The organism is Micromonospora sp. WMMD734, from assembly GCF_049178975.1.
Taxonomy (GTDB): Bacteria; Actinomycetota; Actinomycetes; order Mycobacteriales; family Micromonosporaceae; genus Micromonospora; species Micromonospora wenchangensis.
Genome location: NZ_JBMHMK010000001.1, coordinates 1,198,293 through 1,220,617, shown reverse-complemented (window position 1 = coordinate 1,220,617; position 22,325 = coordinate 1,198,293). Strand labels below are relative to the sequence as shown.

The 22,325-nt window shown below is 71.9% G+C and carries 19 protein-coding genes; 3 read left to right on the top strand and 16 right to left on the bottom strand.

Features of this window, described 5'->3' with window-relative positions; translation table 11 throughout:
- Positions 1 to 84: 84 nt before the first annotated feature.
- The 7 genes from ACN267_RS05150 to ACN267_RS05120 form a co-directional block, all read right to left on the bottom strand.
- Complete coding sequence (locus ACN267_RS05150) at positions 85 to 1,755, bottom strand: regulator (RefSeq protein WP_421488052.1); 1,671 nt, start codon at positions 1,753 to 1,755, stop codon at positions 85 to 87.
- 12 nt (positions 1,756 to 1,767) lie between these two features.
- Positions 1,768 to 2,460 carry a cysteine hydrolase family protein gene (locus ACN267_RS05145; protein ID WP_281896391.1) on the bottom strand — a complete coding sequence of 231 codons (693 nt, stop codon included), beginning with the start codon at positions 2,458 to 2,460 and terminating at the stop codon, positions 1,768 to 1,770.
- Positions 2,461 to 2,469: 9 nt separating this feature from the next.
- Positions 2,470 to 3,159 carry a cysteine hydrolase family protein gene (locus ACN267_RS05140; protein ID WP_421488051.1) on the bottom strand — a complete coding sequence of 230 codons (690 nt, stop codon included), beginning with the start codon at positions 3,157 to 3,159 and terminating at the stop codon, positions 2,470 to 2,472.
- Positions 3,160 to 3,195: 36 nt separating this feature from the next.
- Positions 3,196 to 5,031, bottom strand: coding sequence for an allophanate hydrolase (gene atzF, locus ACN267_RS05135; RefSeq protein ID WP_421488050.1), 1,836 nt, complete (start codon positions 5,029 to 5,031; stop codon positions 3,196 to 3,198).
- A gap of 132 nt (positions 5,032 to 5,163) precedes the next feature.
- The gene (locus ACN267_RS05130) at positions 5,164 to 5,829 is read right to left on the bottom strand and encodes a GntR family transcriptional regulator (RefSeq protein WP_204961546.1); all 666 of its coding nucleotides are present in this window, start codon (positions 5,827 to 5,829) and stop codon (positions 5,164 to 5,166) included.
- A gap of 125 nt (positions 5,830 to 5,954) precedes the next feature.
- Positions 5,955 to 7,058, bottom strand: a complete 1,104-nt coding sequence (locus tag ACN267_RS05125; protein ID WP_421488049.1) for a Gfo/Idh/MocA family protein — start codon at positions 7,056 to 7,058, stop codon at positions 5,955 to 5,957.
- Entirely contained in the window at positions 7,028 to 7,738 is a 711-nt protein-coding gene (locus tag ACN267_RS05120) for a ThuA domain-containing protein (protein ID WP_204961544.1), read from the bottom strand. Before ACN267_RS05120 ends, ACN267_RS05125 begins: the two co-directional genes overlap by 31 nt.
- 588 nt (positions 7,739 to 8,326) lie before the next feature.
- Here ACN267_RS05120 and ACN267_RS05115 point away from each other — a divergent pair.
- From ACN267_RS05115 to ACN267_RS05105, 3 genes are all read left to right on the top strand, one after another.
- Positions 8,327 to 9,490, top strand: a complete 1,164-nt coding sequence (locus ACN267_RS05115; protein WP_281896382.1) for an ATP-grasp domain-containing protein — start codon at positions 8,327 to 8,329, stop codon at positions 9,488 to 9,490.
- Positions 9,487 to 10,758, top strand: a complete 1,272-nt coding sequence (locus tag ACN267_RS05110) for an MFS transporter (RefSeq protein ID WP_281896379.1) — start codon at positions 9,487 to 9,489, stop codon at positions 10,756 to 10,758. The genes ACN267_RS05115 and ACN267_RS05110 overlap by 4 nt, the downstream gene beginning before the upstream one ends.
- A 205-nt stretch (positions 10,759 to 10,963) precedes the next feature.
- A complete protein-coding gene (locus tag ACN267_RS05105; RefSeq protein WP_204961541.1) occupies positions 10,964 to 11,449 on the top strand; it encodes a YbaK/EbsC family protein in 486 nt (161 codons plus the stop codon).
- Here ACN267_RS05105 and ACN267_RS05100 read toward each other — a convergent pair.
- From ACN267_RS05100 to ACN267_RS05060, 9 genes are read right to left on the bottom strand one after another with little or no spacing between them, the layout of a single operon-like run.
- The gene (locus ACN267_RS05100; protein WP_421488048.1) at positions 11,436 to 12,215 is read right to left on the bottom strand and encodes an inositol monophosphatase family protein; all 780 of its coding nucleotides are present in this window, start codon (positions 12,213 to 12,215) and stop codon (positions 11,436 to 11,438) included. The two genes, ACN267_RS05105 and ACN267_RS05100, sit on opposite strands and share 14 nt — an antisense overlap.
- Complete coding sequence (locus tag ACN267_RS05095; protein ID WP_421488047.1) at positions 12,212 to 13,432, bottom strand: phosphoserine transaminase; 1,221 nt, start codon at positions 13,430 to 13,432, stop codon at positions 12,212 to 12,214. The genes ACN267_RS05100 and ACN267_RS05095 overlap by 4 nt, the downstream gene beginning before the upstream one ends.
- A complete protein-coding gene (locus ACN267_RS05090; protein ID WP_281896371.1) occupies positions 13,429 to 14,475 on the bottom strand; it encodes a TauD/TfdA family dioxygenase in 1,047 nt (348 codons plus the stop codon). Before ACN267_RS05090 ends, ACN267_RS05095 begins: the two co-directional genes overlap by 4 nt.
- A gap of 6 nt (positions 14,476 to 14,481) precedes the next feature.
- Complete coding sequence (locus tag ACN267_RS05085) at positions 14,482 to 15,360, bottom strand: hypothetical protein (RefSeq protein WP_204961537.1); 879 nt, start codon at positions 15,358 to 15,360, stop codon at positions 14,482 to 14,484.
- Between the two features lie 3 nt (positions 15,361 to 15,363).
- Entirely contained in the window at positions 15,364 to 16,800 is a 1,437-nt protein-coding gene (locus tag ACN267_RS05080) for a diaminopimelate decarboxylase (protein ID WP_204961536.1), read from the bottom strand.
- A gap of 29 nt (positions 16,801 to 16,829) precedes the next feature.
- On the bottom strand, positions 16,830 to 18,212 hold the full coding sequence (locus ACN267_RS05075) for an aminotransferase (protein ID WP_204961535.1): 1,383 nt from the start codon (positions 18,210 to 18,212) through the stop codon (positions 16,830 to 16,832).
- A gap of 1 nt (position 18,213) precedes the next feature.
- Positions 18,214 to 19,212, bottom strand: coding sequence for an NAD(P)-binding domain-containing protein (locus ACN267_RS05070; RefSeq protein WP_204961534.1), 999 nt, complete (start codon positions 19,210 to 19,212; stop codon positions 18,214 to 18,216).
- A 37-nt stretch (positions 19,213 to 19,249) separates the two neighbouring features.
- The gene (locus ACN267_RS05065; protein WP_204961533.1) at positions 19,250 to 21,115 is read right to left on the bottom strand and encodes an FAD-dependent oxidoreductase; all 1,866 of its coding nucleotides are present in this window, start codon (positions 21,113 to 21,115) and stop codon (positions 19,250 to 19,252) included.
- Positions 21,109 to 22,323, bottom strand: a complete 1,215-nt coding sequence (locus tag ACN267_RS05060) for a hypothetical protein (protein ID WP_421488046.1) — start codon at positions 22,321 to 22,323, stop codon at positions 21,109 to 21,111. Before ACN267_RS05060 ends, ACN267_RS05065 begins: the two co-directional genes overlap by 7 nt.
- Positions 22,324 to 22,325: the final 2 nt, after the last annotated feature.

The window sequence follows — 22,325 nt, the reverse complement described above, 5'->3', positions numbered from 1 at the left end:
CCTTTCCACCGTCGGATGGGCGGCCTGTTGACCCGGTCGGTGGTCGGGGTGGGGGGTCACCGACCACCGACCGGGCCGGTCGGTTCAGCCGTTGACCGCCGACGTCGGCCGGGTGCCGTCGGCCGGACCGCCCGGGGCGGGCGGGGCGGTGGCGGTGGCCGGGGCGGTGGAGACGGCCGGGGCGGGCGGCTCGTGCCGGCGGTCCAGTTCGGCCTCGTCCGGGTCGGGGACGCGGGGCGCGGGCCGGCCCAGCGCGAAGACCGCACAGATCGCCGCGACGAAGAGGTAGCCGAGCGCCACCGGGCCGTTGGCGTTCCACTCGATCTTCTCACCGTGGATCAGCCCGACGAACGACAGCACCGCACCGACCCCGGCGAAGACCGCCGCCCGGACGAACCGTTTGTCGATGATGAAGACCACCACCGCGCCGAGCACCAGGCCGGCGAGGATCGCCCCCTGGCCGAGCACGAGCAACCCGTCGTAGACCACCCCGGCGCCGTTGAGCGCCTCGTCGCCCACCGTGGCGGCGGTGGTGCCGGCCGCCGCCAGGGTGTTGTCGATCTGGCTGGTGGCCCAGGCCGCGATGTTCGGGATGAGCGCGGCGACCACGGCGGCGGCGTGCGCCCTCGGCGTCGCCTGGAACGCCTGCGCGCCGATCAGCAGCCCGATGTAGAGCAGGATCGGCACGATGGCCGCCGTCGGGAAGATCGTCGCGAGCAGACCGAACATGCCCAGGAAGCACAGCACCGCGATCACCACGCCGGTCGCCATCGAGTAGCCGGTGCGGCCACCGGCCGCCTTCCAGCCCGGGTGTCCGACGTAGACGGCGGGCGGGAACGGCGAACCGAGAGCCGCGCCGATCACCGCGCCCGCCCCGTCGGCGAGCAGGACGCTGCGCAGGTTGTAGTGGTCACCGGCGGTCGCCGCGCTCTCCACGTTGGACATGCCCTCGGTGAAGTTGTAGACCCCGAGCGGGATCGCCGTGGCCAGCAGCGGCGCCATGTCGCCCAGACCGGTGAGCAGCAGGTCCAGCTTGAACGAGGGTACGGCGACCGCGACATCCCGGGCGGCGGCGGTGACGTCCGGCACCGACATCGCCCCACCGGCCCAGCCGATCGCCGTGCCGACCAGCAGCGCGGCGAGCCCGATCGGAAACTGGAAGGGCAGCTTCACGTCGGTGAGCAGACCGATCAGCAGCAGCGCGAACACCGGCAACGCCACCCACGCCATGCGCCACATCTGCCCGGCCGGATTCATCGAGATGAAGGTGACGGAGATCCCGGCCAGCGTGCCGAGCAGGGCGGCCCGGGGCGCGTACCGGCGGATGTACGGGCCGACGAACGCGCCGATCAGCACGATCACGCCGATGATGAAGGCCCACGCCAGGCCGGCCTCCCAGGCCCGCACCGGGTCCCTGGTACGCAGGTAGATCGGCAGCATGATGACGAAGATGACGATGAACATGTGCGGCACGCTCGGCCCGTACGGCAGGGCGGTCACGTCGGTGCGCTGTTCCCGGCGGGCCAGCCGCCGCGCCAGCAGGGTGTAGTAGACGTTCCCGACCACCAGGGCGATGCCCAGCGCCGGCAGGATCGTGCCGAACACCTCCCCCTCGGGGAGGTTCACCACGGCGACGCAGAGCCCGGTCAGGGTGAGCACGTTGACCAGGACGTTGACGCCGAAACCGAAGAACGCGTTGGTGTCGCCGCGGACCCAGAACGGCAGAGCGACGGCGGGGGGCTTGGTGGGGACCATGGCTGCTCCCGGTCAGGAGGAGGGGTGCGACACGGAGGTGGTGGCGAGCGCGGCGCGTACCTGTGGGGAGTCGGCGACCCACCCGAAGATCCCGCCCTGGGCGGCGATCATGTCGAGTCCGACCCGGTGGAACTCGGGGAAGTACGACCCGACGCAGTCGGCGAGCACGAGGCACTCGTACCCGCGGTCGTTGGCCTCCCGGACGGTGGTGTGCACGCACACCTCGGTGGTGACCCCGGTGACCAGGAGGCTGCGGATGCCCCGCGCGTGCAGCAGGGCGTCCAGGTCGGTGGCGTGGAAGGCACCCTTGCCGGGCTTGTCGACGACCGGCTCGCCGGGCAGTGGCGTCAGCTCGTCGATGATGTCGTGGCCGTACTCGCCCCGCACGAGGATGCGGCCGTTGGGGCCCGGGTCGCCGATGCGCCGGCTCGGCGCACCCCGGTGCAGCTTGGCCGGCGGGCAGTCGGACAGGTCGGGCAGGTGCCCCTCACGGGTGTGCACGACGGTGAGGCCGGCGGCGCGGACGTCGGCCAGCAGCGCCGCGAGCGGCGCGATGGTGCGGCGGAGCTGACCGACGTCGTTGCCCAGGCTCTCCCCGAAGCCGCCGGGCTCCAGGAAGTCGCGCTGCATGTCGATGACCAGCAGCGCCGTGCTGGCCGGCTCGAAGGAGTACGGGGTAGGCCGCGCCGCGGCGACTGTCGACATGGGGATTCCTCACCTCACCGTGGCGGCGATGACGTCGTCGGCGGTGGCGACGCAGCCGAAGACGCCGCCCTGCATGGTCACCATGTGCAGGGCCGCCTCGTGGTTGCCCTTGTCGGTCGCGCCCGTGCAGTCGGACAGGATCAGGCACTCGAAGCCCCGGTCGTTGGCCTCCCGCATCGTGGTGTGCACGCAGACGTCGGTGGTGATGCCGGTGAGGATCAGGTGGGTGATGCCCCGGGTCCGCAGCACCAGGTCGAGGTTGGTGGCGTAGAACGCGCCCTTGCCCGGCTTGTCGACGATCACCTCGCCGGCCGCCGGGGCGACCTCCGGGACGATCTCCCAGCCGGGTTCGCCCCGGACCAGGATCCGCCCGGCCGGTCCGGCGGCGCCGATCTCGGCACCGATGCGGGCCGAGCGCCAACGCTTGTTCGCCGGCAGGTCGGACAGGTCCGGTTGGTGGCCCTCGCGGGTGTGCACGACCAGCATCCCCAGCGACCGGACGTGCGCCAGCAGCCGGGCGGTGGCCGGCAGTCCGGCCCGGGTCAGTCCGATGTCGTAGCCCATCGCGTCGACGTAGCCGCCCGGCCCGCAGAAGTCGGTCTGCCAGTCGATGCAGAGCAACGCGGTACGCGTGGTGTCCACCGTGCCGTCGTACGGCCACGGGTAGGGGTTGGCCGGTACCGGCCCGATGCTGCCCATCCTCGCTCCCTGTCGTCGTCGGAGGTGGTGTCCGGATCAGCGGCGGGCGGCGGTCCGCCAGGCCCGCCAGCCACCGGTGGCGCTGATGTCCTCGACCTGCGGCCCCACCGCGTACGCCTCGCAGAGGAAACCGAGCACGTCCCGCCCGTCGTGCAGCCGGACCCAGCCGAGGGAGAGCGGTGCCGGCACCCCGGCCAGCAACGCGCCGACCGCGGACGTGGGCAGCCGCCACAGCTCGACGTCGATCGGTAGGCCCGGCGGGCCGGTCGGGGCGGCCCGGACCAGGCCGGGCAGTCCCTCGTCGTCAGGGGTGTCCATCCGGTAGAGCCGGTAGAGCGGCGCGGTCCGGTCCGCGCCGACCAGGGTGGCCCCGTGCCCGGTCAGCTCACCGTTGCGGGACTCGCCGGCCAGGTGCCGCCCCACCACGGCGATCAGCAGCTCCGCCGGGCCGGGAGCCGCCGCCACGCCACCGCGCGGCACCGTCGCCGCAGCGGTGCCCGTCCCGGCCGGGTGGGCGTCCACCGGGGTGGGCTCGGTGAGGGCGGCGGCGAGCCGGGCCAGGGTGAGGTCGCTGAACGCCGGGCCGAGCAGGGTCAGGCTGGCCGGCCGGCCGTCCTCGGTGAACCCGTTGGGCACGGTCACCGCGGCCAGGTCGAGCAGGTTGGCGAACTGGGTGTAGCGGCCGAGCACGGCGTTGCGGCCGATCGGGTCCTCGGCGATCTCGTCGAGGGTGAACGTGGTGCCGACGGTGGGCACCACCAGCACGTCGATCTCCTGCCACCGCCGGTCCACCCGGGCCCGCAGCTCGCGGAGCCGGTGCCGGCCCCGGAAGGCGTCGACCGCGTCGTAGCGTCGACCGGTCTCCAGCACGGCCCGGGTGACCGGGAGGACCGACCCGGGATGCGCCCGCAGGAAGTCGCCCAGTGCGACGAGCCGTTCGGCTACCCAGGGCCCCTGGTAGAGCAGGTCCCCCGCCGCGAGGTAGTCGTCCAGCGGCACCGGCAGCGCGTCGGCGACCAGCGCGCTCAACCGCCGTACGCCGACCGCGAACCGGTCGGCCTGCCCGTCGTCGCCGAAGAAGTCGAGGTCCTCCGGCCGGGGCACCCCGAGACGCAGCGTCGCCGGCACGTCCGCGCTCGCCCGTCGCGCCGGCAGGGCACGGCCCCACGGGTCGGCCGGCGAGACGCCCCGGGCGGCGTGCAGCACGTCGACCGCGCCCGCGACGTCGGTGGTGAACACCGACACGCAGTCCAGCGAGCGGCAGGCCGGCACCACCCCGGCGGTGCTGAGCAGACCCCGGGTGGGTTTGAGCCCGACGATGCCGTTCAGCGCCGCCGGGACCCGGCCGGAGCCGGCGGTGTCCGTGCCCAGGGCGAAGCTGACCTGGCCGGCGGCGACCGCGACGGCCGATCCGGAGCTGGAGCCGCCGGAGACGAGCCCGCCGCCGAAGACGCTCTCACCGCTGCCGTACGGCGAGCGGGAGCCGGTCAGGCCGGTGGCGAACTGGTCGAGGTTGGTCTTGCCGACGAGCAGCGCGCCGGCGTCGCGCAACCGGCGCACCACGGGCGCGTCCTGCGCGGCCCGGTAACCGAAGTCGGGGCAGCCGGCCGTGGTGACCATCCCGGCGACGTCGATGTTGTCCTTGACCGCGAAGGGGATGCCGTACAGCGGCAGCGCGGCGGGGTCGTGGTGGCGGGTCAGTTCCTCGGCGCGGGCGCGCAGTTCGGCCGCCGGGACGGTGCTGATCCAGACCGGTCCGCCGTCCCGCCCGTCGAGCCCGGCCAGGACGCGTTCGATCTGGTCGACGGGGCTGGTCGCACCGTCTCGATAGGCCGACCGTAGTTCCGCGACGGTGCCGATGCGCTCTGACATACTGTCGATTGTCGACTGTCTTGTTACGAGCGACGGTCCGCCTCGTAACGACGCCATGACGGCCCGCAGGCCGGGCCGCCACCACCCCGGACCGGCCACGTGCCGTACCCGACCAATCAGGACGACGGAAACCTAGCCGAGGTACGAGCGCGCGCCGTGCGCGGAGAGCACGGCGAGCACCTCCTCCGGGTCTCCCCCGGCGACCGCCTCGAACAGCCGCTCGTGCCGGTGCACGCCGTCGAGCGGCTGAGCCAGCTCCGCCTCACGGCGCAGGTTGATCGCCATGTAGAGCTGCAACTTCACCAGGATCGAGTCGTACACGTCGGACAGCTTCCGGTTGCCGGCGAGCGCCACCAGCGCGACGTGGAACGCCCGGTGCGCCTGCGCGACCAGCATCCGGTCGCCGCGCCGCACCGCCTCGCGCATCTGCTCCAGCGCCGCCCGCAGGCCGGCCAGGTCGTCGTCGCGGGCCACCGGGATGCCGGCCCGCACCGCGAACCGCTCCAGCACGTCGCGCAGCTCGTAGAGTTCCCGCACGTCGCGGTCGGAGAGGGTGGCGACCCGGACGCCCCGCCGGGGCACGTGCTCCACCAGCCCCTGTTGGGCGAGCAACCGCAGCGCCTCCCGCAGCGGCGCCCGGCTGATCCCCAACCGCCTGGTCAGTTGCTCCTCCACCAGGCGTTCACCCGGGTCGCTCCGGCCGCTGAGGATCTCCTGGGTGAGCCGGGTGACGGCCAACTCCACCAGGCTGACACTCTCCAGCTCACCATCCATCGGCGATGCGGCCACGTCGTTCACTCCGCCGAGTCTGCCATCTGTCACCTGACGGGCGGCGCGGCGCATCCCCACCCGGGGGGACGCCGCGCCGCCCGCTCCGGCACCGCCGCCCGCGACCGGCGGGGGCACCGGCCCGTCCGGCCCGCTCAGCGTCCCTGCCAGTCCCCGGCCGGGGTGAGCGGCACCGGCGCGGGTCGCCGCACCGTCGTGTCCAGTGCGATCCGCCGGCCCTCGGCCGCCGAGCGGAGCAGCCCGGTCATCGTGTCGAGCACGTGCAGCGCCAGGTCACCGCCCGCCCGGGGGGCCCGGGTGTCGTCGGCCCGGACCGCGTCGACCAGCCCGAGACCCCGGGCGCCGTCCCGGTAGCCCGCCGTCGGCGCGAGCACCTGCCAGCCGTCACCGCCGAGCGGGCACAGCCGGACCTCGCCGGCGAAGTAGTTCGGGTCGGGCACGGCGAGGGTGCCGGTCTCGCCGTGCACCTCGATCGGCGCGGCCGTCGTGGTCACCCCGTCGAAACTGGTGGTGATGGTGGACAGCACCCCACTGTCGTGTTCGAGCACGCCCGACACGTGGGTGTCCACCAGGACGGGGACGCGCTGGCCGAGGCGCGGGCCGTTGCCGATCACCCGTTCCGGGCGCAGCCGGCTGGCCGCCCCGGTCACCGCGCGTACCGGACCGAGCAGGTGGATCAGCGCCGACAGGTAGTAGGGGCCCATGTCCAGCAACGGGCCGCCGCCCGGGGCGTAGTAGAAGTCGGGGTGGGGATGCCAGCGCTCGTGCCCGGGGGTGACCATGACGGCCGAGGCGGCCAGCGGACGCCCGATCAGCCCGCCGTCGATCGCCGCGCGGGCCGTCTGGGTGCCGGTGCCCAGGACGGTGTCCGGCGCGCAACCCACCCGCACCCCGGCCGAGGCGGCCCGGTCGAGGACCGTGCGCCCCTGCGGCAGCTCCACGGCGAGCGGCTTCTCGACGTACACGTGCTTGCCGGCGTCGATCGCGGCGAGCGAGACCTCCACGTGGGCGGCGGGGATGGTGAGGTTGAGCACCGTCTGCACGTCGGGGTGGTCGAGCAGGCGCGCGACGCCCATCGCCTCGGCGTCGGGGAGGGTCGCGGCGGCGGCGGCCGACCGGTCGGCGTCGAGGTCGGCCACCGCGACGATACGCAGCTCGGGGTGGTCGGCGAGGGTGTCCAGGTAGGCGCGGGAGATGACCCCGAGCCCTACGATGCCGACGCGGTGCGGGTCGCCCACAGCATGCCCCTCTCGATGACGGTCCGCACGGACGGGTGCTCCAGCACGTCGAGGCTGTGCCCGGGGGTCGTCACCACGACCCGCCCGGCCCCCCACTGCCGGGTCCAGACCGCAGGCGAGGTGACCGGCCGGTGCCAGGGGTGCCAGTCGCGGGTGGGGTGGACGGTGGTGGCGAGGACGTCGACCAGGTCGTCGTGCAGCACCCAGTACTGCTCGGTGACCAGGTCGAAGTCGGCGATCCCGGCGGTGATCGGATGCTGGCGGCCGAGGTCGGTGACCGTCACCGTGTGCGGCAGGAAGTTGTCCTGCTCCCCGCCCTGCCGCTCGCAGGGTTCCCGGCCGGGGTGGGTCGCGAACTGGCCGCCCACCAGGTGCAGGTAGTCCGACGAGGCGCGGAACGCGTCCACGATGCCGCCGTGCCAGCCGGTCAGGCCCGTCCCGGCGACGACCGCCGCCCGCAGGCCGGCCACCTCGTCGGCGGTGATCTCGGCCATCGTCATGCACTGCACGACGAGGTCGGTGCCGGCCATCGCGTCGGCGTCGGCGTAGACCGCCGTGGACTCCTCGACCCGTACGGTGTAGCCGTTGTCCTCAAGGAACGGCAGGAACAGCTCGGTCGCCCGGACCGGCTGGTGCCCCTCCCATCCGCCCCGTACCACGAGTGCCGTACGCATCGTCATCCTCGCTCCCTCCACGGGCCGTCACCGCCGGGCCGGCCGCGTGCGCCGCGACGAGCCGACGAGGAGACCTGTTTCTTCACCTGTCGGGCACCAGAACCGTACTCGCGGTTGCCGTCGCGGGCCGCCCGGCACGGATCGCGACGGCACCGCAAGCGTCGACCTGGACCTGACGGGCGGGCCTGCCCCGTGCCGCTCCCCGGCCGACCGAAAACGCCACGATCAGCGAAAACAGGAAACGGTGGAAGATTCATCCGAGTGCATCCGCGCAGTCGCCGCGCCCGTGGACGAAGCCCGCTTCACTTTGTTGATTTAGGCGGGCCGCACTGCTGTCGCGTGCCCGGCAGCCCGGTGTCCGGAAAGCAGCACGTATTGCTAAGCTCGCCACGGCCTGAACGATTCCGCTGAGGCCCGAAAGTGCTTGGAGGACATGTGAGCAGGACATCGGTTCTCATGATCGGCGCCGACCCGTATGCACTGCGTGCGTGCGAGGTGCACGACATCGAACCGGTCCTGTTGTGCAACTCCGGCGCATACGACTCGGGGCGGATTCGCATGCCGGCCGGGGGCACGATGATTCGCGTCGACGACGTGACCAGCCCGGAGGATCTGCTGGGCGGGTTGTACCGGGCCGGCATGGGCGGTCGCACCTTCGACGCGATCCAGACCACCTGGGAGTTCTCGGTCGTCAACGCCGCCGTGCTGGCCCAGGCGCTCGGCGTTCGGGGCATCGCGCCCGAGGTCGCGCTGCACTTCCGCGACAAGTCGCTGCAGAAGGCCCGGCTGGCCGAGGCCGGTGTCCCGGTGGCCCGTACGGAGGTCGTCCACGACCTGTACGACGTCAGCACCGTGAAGTTCGAGTTCGACAGCGCGGTGATCAAGCCGATCGCCGGCGGGGGCACCACCTCGACCAGCGTCGTGCACAGCCGCGCCGAGCTGGAGAAGCTCAGCCGCGAGTGCCGCGACAACAAGGAGACCAGCCGCACCTTCCTGTTGGAGGAGTTCGTCGAGGGGGACGAGTGGATGGCCGAGGGGGTCGTCTACAACGGCGAGATCCTCTTCTTCGGCCTGGGTGTCTACACCGAGCCGTGCCTGACGGCGATCACCGGGCAGAAGCCGTTGTCGCTGCGCCGGATCGACCCGACCGACGAGGCGGACGCGTACGCCGCCGCCGAGCCGGTCGTGCGGAGCGCCATCGCCGCGCTGGGTCTGCGCGACAGCGTGTTCCACATGGAGCTGTTCCGTGAGCGGGCGACCGGCCGGATCGTGTTCAGCGAGTGCGCGGCCCGGCGGGGTGGGGCGCTCACCCAGGAGCAGGTCATGGCCAAGTTCAACGTCGACCTCGGCGAGGCCGCCCTGCTCTGCGCGGTCGGGCGTAAGCCCCAGCTCGACGTGAAGGTCAATCCCGGCGTGGTGGGCTGCGCAGGGCTGTACGGGCCGGCCGGCACCATCCTCGGCTATCCCGACGTCGATGCGCTGATGGCCCGGCCCGACGTCGCCTTCGTCCAGTTCTGGGTGCCGCCCGGTGCGACGCTGAACACCAAGTTCTCCGCCTCCGCCGACATGCTCGGCGCGGTCCTGCTGATCAGTGACTCCGTCGCCGGGTTCGACAAGCGGGTGGTCGAGACGCGGGAGTGGTTCGACAGCCGGCTGGCGGTCGCCGAGCCGGTGCTCACCGGCGGGCAGCGCTGGGAGTGGGTCCGTCGGCAGTGGCCGGACCGGAACTACTCCGACAGCCTGTTCGCGCTGGCATGACGGCTGCCTCGACGGCGGCCAGTTCGATGCGTGTCCTGGTCAGCCGCATGCTGCCGCCCACCGGGCCGCAGCGTGCGCTGGCCGGTTCCGTCTTCGCCGTGACCATCGGTGGCGGCATGATGTTCAGCAGTTCGCTGTACCTGACCCGGATCGTCGGCATGTCCGCCGGGACGGTGGGCGTGGGTCTGACGGTCGGTGCGGCGGTCGGGCTCGTCGCCGGCCCGCTGGCGGGGCATGCCGCCGACCGGCTGGGGCCACGGGCGGTGCACATCGCCACGTTGCTGCTCGGCGCCGTGGCCACCGCCGGGTTCGTGCTGGTTCGCTCGTTCTGGTCACTGGTCCTGGTCTCGCTGCTGGTCACGCTGGTCGGCACGGCCGCCGCCGCCAGCCGGGCCCCGATGGTCAGGGCGCTCGCCGGAGACCGGCTCACCTGGTTCCTGTCGTACCAGCGGGCGATCACCAATGTCGGCGTGATGGCGGGCGTCCTCATCGCCAGTATCGCCATCCAACTCGACTCGGGCCCGGTGTACGTGGGGCTCATTCTGCTGGGGGCCTCGACGTTCCTGGTGGCGGCGGCCGTGTTGACCCGGGTGCCGTACGTGGCACCGCTGCCCCCGACGGACACGAAGCGCCGCTGGGTGGCCTTCGCCGACCGCCCGTACCTGGCGGTGACCCTGATCAACGGCGGGGTGTCGCTGCACCTGGCCATCCCCGCCTTCGCCCTGCCGCTGTGGATCGCCGACCACACCACCCTCCCGCGCGCGACGATCACCGGGTTCATGCTGCTCAACGGCATTCTCGTGGTCGCCCTACAGGTCCGGGTCAGCCGTGGCGTGGTGAACCCGCGGGCCGCGGCACAACGGATGGTCTGGGCGGGTGTGGCGCTGCTGGGGTCGTTGGCCATGATGGGGGCGATGCCGCAGGTGTCGCTGTGGCCGGCGCTCGCCCTGCTCGTCACCGCCACCGTCGTCTACACGTTCGGCGAGTTGTGGCACGCCGCGGCATCGTTCGAGCTGGCGTTCGGGTTGGCCCAGCCGTACGCCCAGGGGCAGTACGCCGGTGCCTTCGGTCTGGGGCAGGGCGCCGCCAACGCGGCGTCACCGGCGGTCCTCGCCGCCACCTGCCTGGCCCACGGGTTGGTGGGCTGGCTCGGGCTGGGTGTGGCGCTGCTGTTGTTGACGTTGCTGACCGGCCCGGCTGTCCGCTTCGCCGAGCGGGCCCGCCCGGTGGTCTCCTCGACGCCCGCACCGGTCGCCGCGCCCGGATGACCGGTGCGGGTGGGACGTCGGGTGTCCACGGCACCGGCCCGACAGTTCCCACCTGGACAATGTGCGTGAGTGCGGTTCGTCGCGCGGTCGACATCGCGATCATTCGGGGTCCGGCTGGACGTCAGGGTGAGTCTCTGGCGCATCGGGACGGCGTGGTGTGACATGATTTTCGGCTGAACGCGCCGACCGGAAGAATGGAGGAGCGATGGCAGACGACATTTACCAGAAACTTGTCAACCTGCTGGACGAACGTGGTGCGACCTATCGGGTGATCGAGCATGACCCGGAGGGTGAGACGGCCGCGGTGAGCGCGTTGCGGGGACACGATCCGGCACAGGCCGCCAAATGCATCATCGTCATGGTGAAAATCGGCAAGAAGGTCACCAGGTTCGTCGCCGCGGTGCTGCCCGGCGACAGGCGGGTGAGCTTCGACAAGCTCAAGGCACTTACCGGCGGCACGTTCGCGAGGTTCGCCGAGCGTGACGTCGCCGAGAAGCTCGCGGGGACCCCGGTGGGCACCATCCCGCCGTTCGCTTTCGACGAGCGGCTGGAGCTGATCTTCGACCCGGAGCTGTTGCAGTACGACGAGGTCTTCTTCAACGCGGGTCGGCTGGACCGCACCATCGGCGTGGCCACCAAGGACTATCTGGCCATCGCCGAACCCCGGATCGAGTCGATCATGGAGGCGTGAGCAGGGACCGGGTCAGCGTGTGCAGGGAGCGGTCGCCGGCCGCCAGGACCGCACCCCGGCTGTCGAAGCCCAGGTCGGCGCCGGCCCAGTCGGTCATGAGGCCGCCGGCGCCACCGATCACCGCGGCGGGGGCGAAGACGTCGTACGGTTTGAGGCCACAGTCCACCGACAGATCGGTACGGCCACCGGCCAGCAGGCCGAAGGCGTAGGAGCTGGCACCGTAGAGGGTGTAACGGACCCGGTCGCGGACCCGGTCCAGGGCCTGCCGCTCGGCCGGGGGAAAGAAGTCCGGGTTCGAGCACGTCAGCAGTGCCTCCCCGGGATCGGGGCACCGGCGGGTGCGGACCGGGGAACCGTTGCGTGAGGCGAAACCGTCGACCACGCCCACCCACCGGTCGTCGGTGGCCGGATAGTCGAGGACGCCGATCCAGGGACGGCCACCCCGGGCGAGGGCGACCAGGGTGCCGTACACGGGAATCCCGGCGATGAAGGCGGCGGTGCCGTCCACCGGGTCGAGTACCCACACCAGGTCCGCGTCCAGATCGCAGGGGCCGTACTCCTCGCCCAGGACACCGTGTCCCGGGAACTCGTCGGCTATCAGCTCCCGCAGCCGGACCTCGATCGCCCGGTCGACCTCGGTGACGAGGCTGCGGTCGGCCTTCGCCTCCACCGCCGTGACCGTCAGCGCCGCTGCGGCCAGCATCCGCCGGCTCTCCGCAGCCAACCGCACCGCGAACGCCGTCAGGGTGTCCGTCCCGACCCTCATGAGCACTCCGCGAGGGTCGCGGCGAACGCCCAGTCGAGCCAGGGCAGCAGCGCCTCGATGTCGTCGGCCTCGACGGTCGGGCCACCCCAGATCCGCAGCCCCGGCGGTGCCTCCCGGTGCCCGGCGAGGTCGTAGCCGGCCCCGTGCTCCTCGATCGACGCACACATCCGGTCCACGAACGCCCGCTGCGCCTGCGGGCTCAACGTGTCGAACGCGGGGTGTCGCAGCCGCAGGCAGATGCTCGTCGACGAGACCGTCGCCGGATCCGAGGCGAGGAACTCCACCCAGGAACGTCCGGCCACCCACCGGGACACCACGGCGAGGTTGCGCCGCGAGCGGGCGAGCAGTTCGGGCAGCCCGCCCGCCCGGACGCACCAGTCGAGAGCGACAAGCGCGTCCTCGACGGCCAGCATCGACGGCGAGTTGATGGTGAAGCCGTCGAACACCTCGTCGAGCAGCTGCCCGTCGCGGGTCAGCCGGAACACCTTCGGCAGCGGCCGGTCCGGCCGGTACGTCTGCAGCCGGTGCACGGCCGCCGGTGACAACGCGATCATCCCGTGCGCGCCCTCGCCGCCCAGCGACTTCTGCCACGACCAGGTCACCACGTCGAGCTTGGCGACGTCGACGTCGAGGCCGAACACGGCGGACGTCGCGTCGCAGATCGTGAGCCCCGACCGGTCGGCCGGGATCCAGTCCGAGCCCGGCACACACACCCCGGACGTGGTGCCGTTCCAGGTGAACACCACGTCCCGGCGGAAGTCCACCGCGGTGAGGTCGGGCAGCTCACCGTAGGCGTCCGCCCGGTGCACCCGTACCCCCGGCACGCGCAGCTGGGACACCACGTCCGCCAGCCAGGTGTAGCCGAAGTTCTCCCAACAGCACACCTCCGCCCCGAGCGGACCCAACAGGTTCCACATCGCCAGCTCGATCGCGCCGGTGTCGGAGCCGGGAACGATCGCCACCCGGTAGCCGTCCGGAACACCGAGCAACCGCGCCGAGGTGCGGATGACCTCGCGGAGCCGCTGCTGCCCGGCCGGGTGCCGGTGCGACCTGCCGACGAACGCCTCCGCGAGCATGCCGGGCGTCCAGCCGGGGATCTTCGCGCAGGGCCCCGACGAGAACCACGGTCGGGCCGGACGCCGGGCCGGACGTCCGGGCGGCGGCACCGACAGGGGTGCGGGCTGCGGCCGGCCCGGCGCGGCGGAGGACCTGGTCACGAGGTCAGGCTGACGAAGTGCCGGCGGGTGCCCTCGTACGCGAACCGCCCGTGCTGCACCACCTGGTTGTTCAGGACCAGCACGTCACCCGCCCGCATCCGGACCGCGACGGTCGTCCGCCAGAGCATGCCGCGCAGGTACGACACCAGCTCCGGCGGGATCGGCCCGCCGTCGCCGTACGTGGTGGTCGCCGGATAGTCACCGTCCGGCAGGTCGGCGGGAAAACCTGGATGCGCCCGCCAGTACGAGCAGTGCAGCTCGGTCACCTGGTTGAACCACAGTTCCTGACCCGTCACCCGGTCGGTGACGAACGCGTCCCGCCGATAGTGGTAGCGCAACCGGCCGTCGGCGTCCCAGGTGCACTCGTAACCGCAGGCGCGCAGGTGTTCCTCGACCGTGCCCGGGTCGTCGGTGCCGAACGTGTCGACCCAGCCGGTCTCGCCCTCCGTCGAGGCACGCGGCAGGTTGCGGTGGTAGCGCACGCCCCGGGCGCGGAACTCGTCGAGGACGGCGGCGGGGATCAGCGCGGCGGTCTGCCGGATGTCGTTGACGGGCACCTCACCGCCGCGCTCGGCCGGCTTCTCGCAGAAGAAGAGGATCTTGCGGGGATACCCGGGCAGGTACGCCATCTCGTGGTGTGGCGACAGCGTCACCCGGGCATCCTCGTCGCTCGCGTGCAACGCCACGTCCGAGTCGTTGCGACGCACGGCGATGCCACCCCGGTAGCCGACGAGGTCGTAGCCGAGGCCCGCGACGAGCGCCTCGAAACCCCTACGGTCGGTCAGCGGCATCCCCCGCAGGAGCAGTCCGCCGTGCGTCGGCAGTTGCCGGTCGACGGCGTCCCGGACCGCCGCGTAGAGCTGCGGTCCCGGCGCGACGTCGGCGTCGAGGGCCAGGGTCGGGATCAGGTCACCGCTGTCCGGCACGCTCTCGGGGAAACTGTCGTGCGCCGAGCCGGCCAGATAGGCACGCCCGCGCACCGGCACGCGGAACGGGGCGTCGGGCGGTACCCGCCGGAACGTCGGTGTACAGGTCTCGGTCATCGCCGCCTACCTCTCGGGGTGTCCGCGCAGGACACAGATTTCGTGGTGGACCGGCTCGCCGGCGGCGAGCCGGTCCCTCGCCTCGTGCGCGGAGATCGGTTCGCGGCCCAGCGGGTCGCGGTAGAACTCGCAGACGAAGTCCCGCTCGAAGCCGGTGCCACCGATGGCGGCCTCCAGCGCGACGAAGAACGAGATGTCGGTGCCGGGGTGTTGACGCACGATCCGGGAGGCGAGTTCCTCGGGTCGGTAGCCGTTGGCGCGCAGCAACCGCAGCAGCACCTCCCGCCCGGTGCGGCAGCTGAGGTTGAGGACCACCTGGGCGTTCGGCACACCGGCCCGGACCTGCCGCAGCAGCGCCTCGATGAGGCCGAGCCCGACCGCGTTGTACGGGTACCCGTGGAAGACCGTCCACGGGTAGTAGTGGGCGAGGTGGTCGGCCGCCTCGGGCGCCTGCCCGGCCGGGGCCCGCAACGACGCGACGTGGAACCGCGCGCACATCGCGTCGTGGGGATCGGGAACCTGCGGCAGGCAGGCCACGACCACGTCGACCCCGGCCGCCCCGGCGGCCGGCAGGTCGATGAGGTTGACCGCCCCGTGGATCGGGCGGAACCGGTCGCGCAGTTCCGGCGCGGCCTCCCCGACGCAGCGCTCCGCGAGCTGCACCAGACGCGGATCCAGGTCACTCGCCAGCACCAGTTCGGCGTCGCAGTCCCGCAGCATGAACACCACGTTCGTGCCGCTGCCGACGCCGACCTCGTAGACGCGGCACCCGCGCAGACCCGCGCGGGCCAGACCGCTCTGCATCGTCGTCGTCCACGGATCGGACGGATCGAACGCGTAGCTCGGCACGGCTGGCCGTACCCCTGACGCGGCGTCAACCGACATGTCTCAGCCTCCTGTGACGGCGGGTGGCCGGCGGGATGCACCAACGGTTTCCTCGATCAGCAGCACCGAGCCGGCCTGACCCCGCAGGCAGTGGTCGGAACTCATCGACGCGGCGTACCCGCCGGAGTTGAGCAGCGCGACGGGGTCGCCGGCCCGCAGTTTCGGCATCCGGTGGCCGGTCGCCCACACGTCGAGCGCCTCGTTGATGTTGCCGACCACGGTGTACGTCTCGGTCCCCTCGTCCCAGCGCGGCGCGATCGCGGCCGGCTCGCAGGGCAGGCCGTAGAAGGCGGGTTCCATCGCGAGGTTGAAGCCCGCGTCGAGGCCCGCGAAGAGCACGTCACGGCGACGCTCCACGTACGTGACCGTGGTGAGCAGCACCCCGGCGTCCTTGACGAGGTAGTCACCAGGTTCCACGGCGACGGTCAGCCCACGGCCGCCGAAGTGCCGGGCCACGACGCCCGCCCAGCGGTCCAGGTCGAGCAGCCGGTCCTCGGCGGTGTGCGGCACACCCAGACCGCCACCGAGGTTGACCTCGGTGACGTCGGGGAACAAGGGCAGGAACCCCGCCGCCGTGGCGAGCGCCCGGTCGAGCTGGTCGAGCTGTGCGTCGAGGTAGCCGCAGCCGACGTGCAGGTGCAGCCGGGTGACCCGCAGGTCCCGCCGGGCGGCCACCGCCAACGCCTCGGCGACGTGCTCGGCGTAGATGCCGAACTTGGTGGTCGCGGCGCCGGAGTACCGCAGCCGGTCGTCGTCCTGGTAGCCGACGCCGACCCCGGGGTTCACCCGCAGTCCGACGTCACGGCCCGGACCGGCCCGGCCGAGCGCGTCCAGCGACGCGACGGAGTCGAGGTTGACCCGCACCCGTGGGGACCTGGCGAGAACCTCGATGTCCCTCGTCGACAGCGAGGTGCCGGTGAACGAGACCGCCTCGGCCGGGAAGCCGCAGGCGAGGACGTGTGCCAACTCGCCCGTGGAACACACGTCGACCCCGGGCAGGCCGGCCGCGCGCAGGTACGTCAACAGGGCCGGCGTCCGGTTGGCCTTGACCGCGTAGTGGACCCGGTGGTCGATCCCCGCCCCGTCCAGTGCGGCGCTCACCCGGTCGAGGTTGTCCCGTACCCGGTCGGCCCGCAGGACGTAGCTCGGCGTGCCGACCTGCGCTGCCAACTCGACCAGGTCCGTGCCGCCGAGGTGCAGCCGACCGGCACGGTACCTGAGGTCGTCGCGCTGCCACCACGGCGCCGTGGTCAGGTACCGCACCCGCTCGGCGGCCCCGGCCAACGCACCGGTGATGTGTTCGCGGCTGCATCCGTCGCCGAGGATCACCTCCAGCGGCTCGGCCTCCCCGTGCCCGGCGGTGACCGCCTGCTTGATCCGCATGACCGTCAGGACCGGGCTCAGTCCACGGCAGTCGAGGACGGTCGGCTGTCCCTCCATGCTCACTCCCACCTCCACCGGTTCCGGACCTAACCGATCCGACCCGCGTCGAGATCGGCCTGCGCGGCCGCGAGCGCCCCGGCGACGATGTCCACCATGCGGTCGATCTCGGCGCGCGTCACGACCAGCGGCGGCGACATGATGCAGAGGTTCTCGTACGGACGGACCAGCAGGCCGGCCCGTTCGCAGTACGCGTCGACCCGCCCGGCGAGGGCCATGTTGCGCGGGGTCGGACCCGTCTCGCCGGGTACCTGGCACTCCACGCACGCCATCAGGTGGTCGCCGCGTACGGCGTAGACGATCGGCGAGGACCGCAACGCCCGTAACCGCTCGACGAAGTACGGTCCGACGTCGCGGACGTGGCCGCAGATGTCCTCCCGGCGCATCACCTCGATGTTGGCGATGGCAGCCGCACACGCCACCGGGTGCCCGGAGTAGGTGAACCCGTTGGAGAACACCGGCTTCGCCGGATCGGCCGTCTCGGCCAGGGTCTCGGCGATCGGGTCGGCGATCAGCACCGCGCCGAGCGGCTGGTAGCCCGAGGTCAACCCCTTCGCGGTGACGAGCAGGTCCGGCACGATCCCGAAGTGCGGCTCGGAGGCGAAGAAGTGGCCGAGCCGACCGAAACCGGTGACGGTCTCGTCGCTGACGTACAGGATGTCGTGACGGCGGCACAGTTCACGGGTGGCGGCGTGGTAGCCCGGTGGCGGGATGAGCACCCCGCCGGAGGCGAGGATCGGCTCGGCGACGAAGCAGGCGATGTTCTCCGGGCCGATCTCGTCGATCGCCGCCGTCATCCCGTCGAGGAGTTCGTCGAGCCGCCGGTCCGCCGGTACGTCCGAGGTGTCGGGGTCGTGGCCCGGGCTGTCCAGATGGTGCACCCAGCCGGATTCGTAGTGGAAGCGGGTACGGTCGGCGGCCTTCCCGGACAACGACGCCGCCAGGTAGGTGCTGCCGTGGTAGGCGTCCACCCTGGACAGCACGTGGAACTTGTCCGGACGACCGACGCTGGCCCAGTAGAACTGCGCCGTCCGCACCGCCGACTCGACCGCGGTCGACCCACCCGTGGTGAAGTGCACCCGGTTCAGGTCCCCCGGTGCGAGTCCGGCCAGCAGCCCGGCCAGTCGCACGGCTGGCTCGTTGGCCACGTCCCCGAACGGGGTGAAGTACGGCATCCGCGCCGCCTGGTCACGCACCGCGTCGATGATCTCCTGCCGGCCGTAGCCGACCGTGACGCACCACATGCCGCCGATCGCGTCGAGATAGGACCTGCCGTGGCTGTCGACGATCTCCACCCCATGCGCCCGGCTGACGACGAGCGGCTGCTGCTTGCCCAGCACCGACAGGTCGGCCCACGGGTGCACGACGTGCCGCGCGTCCAACGCCTCAAGGTCGTTCATGCTCTCCCCCATCTCAGGCCGACCTCAGCACGGCGCGGTACTCCTCGTGTGCCCTGGTCAGCGGGGCGGACCGGTAGTCCTCGCGGTACCGCTCCAGGCTGGGGTAGTCCGCTGCGGCCTCCCGTTCGAGGGCCGTCAGGAAGCTCCCGTCGCGGATGCCGGCGAGAATCGCCCGCCCCCGCTCCCGGACGTCCTCACCGAGCAGCGTGCCGAGCTGACGCTGGACGCCGAACCGGCACGTCGGCGAGCCCTGCTGTTCGATGACCTCGTAGAGGCCGATCGTGGCCGCCTCGACCATCATCTCCGCCATCTCGCCCGAGGCGTGCATGTCCAGCAACGCCGCGACCGGGTCGCACCCCTGCTCGACCAGGACCTCGAACGCGACCCGGACGGAGTCGAGCAGCAACGGGGTGAGGAACTGCTCCTGGAACAGGTCGAGTTCGGTCTCGGTGGCGGTCGACACGGGTAGCACCCCGTAGCGGGTGAACCCGACCGCGGCCGCGACGCCGAGGGTACGGGCCAACGCCCGGCCGGTGGCGTCACGGACCACGTCGACGAACGCGAGCACGCCGCTGCCGTCGAGATAGCGCCGCCGGATCGGCCGACCGAACATCTTCGGGGCGAGCAGCGCGACGTCGAGGCCCGGCGCGGGATCGACCCGGTCGAACCGGAGCGAGAAGCCGTGCGCGAGCAGGAACAGGTCCCCGTCGCGCAGGTTCGGCGCGAGGTCGGCGGAGAACACCGCCGGGTGCGCCTCGTCGGGGATGAGCAGGATGACGATCGACGCGGCGGCGGCCGCCTCCGCGATCGACCTGGTGTCGAATCCGTCGGCGACGGCGTCCGGGCGGTACTCGTCGTCGCGGTTGCCGATGACGACAGGCACCCCGCTGTCGCGCAGGTTCGCTGCGAACGCCCTGCCCTGGATGCCGTAGCCGATGACGGCGACGGTCTCGCCTGCGATGTCGGTGACGCTCGCGTCCTTGTCGAAGTACATGGTGGGTCCCTTCGCCATCGGCCGGTACCGGGGTCGCCGGATGCCGGCCAGCTGGTCAGTCGACCCCGCCGGCCATCAGTCGATCGACCTTCACGGGTTCGTGGTCACGTACACGCGCGCCGAGGTCGGCGTACGCCATGTTGCGGGTGTAGATCTCCTGGAACGCCGTCCACTCGGCACGCCGGCGTGCCTCGTCCCAGCCCAGCCGTTCGGCGAGTTCGGCGAGCACCAGGTCCAGGACGGACAGGTCGAGATCGGCCCTGCCGTCCGCGTCGAACACCACCGCGTCGCGGACCGCTCCCGTGTTGAGCAGGTAGTCCGAGTAGCTGCCGACCATCTGGTAGGTGACGTGATGGGCCGCCTTGGCCCGGATGAACTCGCGGTCGCCGCGGGTGGCGGGGTGGTCGGGGGCGTACCGTTGCTCGTCGACGACGGGCAGGAACGGCAGCCGCTTCGTCGTGGAGCGCCCGATCCGCCGGCCGTGCCGGTCGCGGAGTTCCCGGGCCAGTATCCCGGAGACCACCTGGCCGGCCCAGCGGATGTCGGTCAGCTTCACGTTGACCAGGTCGAGTAGCAGGCCGTCACCGACGACGCGCCGGTGGATCCGGAACATCCGCGAGATGTCCTTGACCGAGATCTCGCCGCCGTCGGTGGAGGCGAGCGGCCGGATGCCGCAGAAGACGTTGAAGATGTCCCGCCTGTCGATCTTCCAGCGGTCGTCCACCAGGTCGTTGTACGAGTGCAGCAGTTCCTCGTACTCGTCGGCCTCGGGCACCGTGCGGTAGGGATCCTGCTGGCCTCGGTCGGTGGTGGTGCACTGCACGTACCACAGGCCGTGCTGGTGGAACGGGCGCAGGTAGTGCTGCCGCTCGGCGTTGAGCGGCACCAGACCGACCTGTAGCCGGGGGTCGGCCGCGATCGTCTCGTGGATGAACCGGTTGGTGGCCTCCAGATGGGTGCCCCGGGAGTACGCCACCGACCTACGGCCGTCGGGCTCCGCGGTACGGTGCCGGGCCTCGTCGATCCACGGGCCGGCCGCGTTGGTGATGGTGCGCGCCCGCACCACCACCGTCTCGGGCAGGCTGTCGTCGGCGAACCGGCGGGCGAGGGTGACCCGGAAGTAGCCGGCCGGGTCCCACTCGTAGCCGTCGACCTCGACGTGGCACAGGGCGCGGATCGGGTGCTCCGGGCCACCGCGCAGGTACGCGTCCCGAATGGTCTTGACCACCAGGATCTTGTCGTTGTTGGCCTTGCCGTCCCAGTAGCGGATGCCGCCCACCACGTCGGACGCCGCGAGGTGGGGCAGTTCACGGTGCAGCGCCGCCCGGTCACGGAACACCTTGACCCGGCTGAACCGCGGCACCAGCCCGCACCAGGCCCACAGCGTGGTGAAGAGATCGTAGAGGGAGATCCCGAAGAATACCGACCACTTCTTCTCCGGACTGTCGGGAAGGACGAACACGATGTTCGGGATCTCCTCGACGGTGCCGCCGGTGGTCTCCAACAGGATCTTGCGCTCGCGGGTGCCGTACCAGACCAGTTGCAGGTCGAGCCAGGCGCTGCGCAGGTGTTGCAGGCTGCTCTGCCTGATCTTCGGGTCGCGCCGCAGGTGGGCGGCGAGCAACATGCGGTGGAACGCCATCCGCAGGTAGCGGATGCCGGGGTGGATGGCCTTGCCGGTCTTGCTCGACGTCTCGCCGCCGAACGGCCCCCGGTCGACGAGCAACGCGCTGACGTCCCCCCGGGAGGCCAGGTCACGCAGCACCCCGGCGCCCGCCGCGCCGCCACCGACGATCAGCGTGTCGTGCACCCTCGCCGGGTCGGCGGCGTCTTCCTCGACCAGTTCGCGGTACTGCCGCACCACGTCCGTCATGGCGAACGTCCGGGTGACCGGCGGACGTAGGGACGACGACTTCACCATGCACGACCTCCTCGTTGAACAGCGATGATCCGGTGGTTCGCAGCGCGTTTCGCGTGGAAGGTGACGGCGTGGTCCGGAGGCACCGGGGACGTCGTCCGCCAGTCCCAGGTCCGTTCGATCATGTACGTCATGAACGCGCGGATCTGCTCGGAACTCATCCCCCGGGCGCCACGTCGACGCGCGACGAGCACCTCCTGTGCCTCCCGGTCGCTGACCATCTGCGCGAACGACGGCCATTCGAAGCTCCACAACGCGTCCATCCGGTCGAAGACCGGACGCCACCGGCGGAGCTGCTCGGCGACCCGGCGGCGCAGGCCGTCCGGCACCAGCGCGGGATCGACGTCGGTCTCGGCACCGGCGAACCACAGGTCGAACAGGAACACCCCGACCCGCCCCCGCACCTCGAAGTACCGGTCCGGGCCGGTGGGCTGGTCGTCGGCCTTCTTGTCGAAGTTGCCCATCCGGATGACGCCGCCCGCACGGCTGCTGTCCGCCAGCTCCGCCAGGTTGCGGCGCAACCAGGCCAGATCGTGGGTGCCGGGGCCGGACCGGTTGGTGACGCCGGGGATACCGGGGTCGTAGCCCAGCGCCCGCAACGGCTCACGCTCGGCACGCGACAGATACCAGTCGTCGCCGCTGCGGGCCACCGCCCGCCCCTCGGTCTCCGGGTCCAGCAACACGTCGAGCAGGACGGCCAGCGCGGTCGACAGGACCGTCTTGCCGGAACCCGGGCTGCCGTTGAACCCCATCACGAACAGCCCGTCGGGCCGGCGTCGCCGCTTCCCGGCCGCTATCCAGCAGGCGAGCGGCAGGTACAGCCGCCACAGGTCGGCAAGCGGCACCGGATCGTCGCCGTGACCGGCGAAGTACCCCCGCCACCAGTCGGCGAACGGCCCGTACGCCCGGCGGAGCACGTCGATCCGCTCGTCCACGGTGCCGGGGACGACGCCGGTCGGGGCGTCGACGGTGAACGGCTCGGTGAGCGGGTCGGGCGCGGTCAACGCGTCGAGGTCCGCGGCGTCGAGGTGCGCGCCCGCGATGACCCGGTGCAGCACCGGGGTGAGGTGCCGGTCCACCGTCGACCGCAGGAGCTCCGGTCCGCCGTGCACGGCCGGTGCCTCGGCCGACAGCAGGAACCGCACCGCCGCCGCGTCCGGCGCGCTCCGGCTCCACCTGACGATCTGCTCGGCTGTCGCTGACCCGGGCATGG

What these genes read in the sequence shown, in the direction of transcription:
- ACN267_RS05060 (WP_421488046.1), bottom strand. Translation starts at nt 22,323, where the DNA reads ATGCCCGGGTCAGCGACAGCCGAGCAGATCGTCAGGTGGAGCCGGAGC.
- ACN267_RS05075 (WP_204961535.1), bottom strand. Translation starts at nt 18,212, where the DNA reads ATGGGGGAGAGCATGAACGACCTTGAGGCGTTGGACGCGCGGCACGTC.
- ACN267_RS05090 (WP_281896371.1), bottom strand. Translation starts at nt 14,475, where the DNA reads ATGACCGAGACCTGTACACCGACGTTCCGGCGGGTACCGCCCGACGCC.
- ACN267_RS05120 (WP_204961544.1), bottom strand. Translation starts at nt 7,738, where the DNA reads ATGACGATGCGTACGGCACTCGTGGTACGGGGCGGATGGGAGGGGCAC.
- ACN267_RS05070 (WP_204961534.1), bottom strand. Translation starts at nt 19,212, where the DNA reads ATGGCGAAGGGACCCACCATGTACTTCGACAAGGACGCGAGCGTCACC.
- ACN267_RS05065 (WP_204961533.1), bottom strand. Translation starts at nt 21,115, where the DNA reads ATGGTGAAGTCGTCGTCCCTACGTCCGCCGGTCACCCGGACGTTCGCC.
- ACN267_RS05105 (WP_204961541.1), top strand. Translation starts at nt 10,964, where the DNA reads ATGGCAGACGACATTTACCAGAAACTTGTCAACCTGCTGGACGAACGT.
- ACN267_RS05080 (WP_204961536.1), bottom strand. Translation starts at nt 16,800, where the DNA reads ATGGAGGGACAGCCGACCGTCCTCGACTGCCGTGGACTGAGCCCGGTC.
- ACN267_RS05100 (WP_421488048.1), bottom strand. Translation starts at nt 12,215, where the DNA reads ATGAGGGTCGGGACGGACACCCTGACGGCGTTCGCGGTGCGGTTGGCT.
- ACN267_RS05150 (WP_421488052.1), bottom strand. Translation starts at nt 1,755, where the DNA reads ATGGTCCCCACCAAGCCCCCCGCCGTCGCTCTGCCGTTCTGGGTCCGC.
- ACN267_RS05110 (WP_281896379.1), top strand. Translation starts at nt 9,487, where the DNA reads ATGACGGCTGCCTCGACGGCGGCCAGTTCGATGCGTGTCCTGGTCAGC.
- ACN267_RS05085 (WP_204961537.1), bottom strand. Translation starts at nt 15,360, where the DNA reads ATGTCGGTTGACGCCGCGTCAGGGGTACGGCCAGCCGTGCCGAGCTAC.
- ACN267_RS05140 (WP_421488051.1), bottom strand. Translation starts at nt 3,159, where the DNA reads ATGGGCAGCATCGGGCCGGTACCGGCCAACCCCTACCCGTGGCCGTAC.
- ACN267_RS05145 (WP_281896391.1), bottom strand. Translation starts at nt 2,460, where the DNA reads ATGTCGACAGTCGCCGCGGCGCGGCCTACCCCGTACTCCTTCGAGCCG.
- atzF (WP_421488050.1), bottom strand. Translation starts at nt 5,031, where the DNA reads ATGTCAGAGCGCATCGGCACCGTCGCGGAACTACGGTCGGCCTATCGA.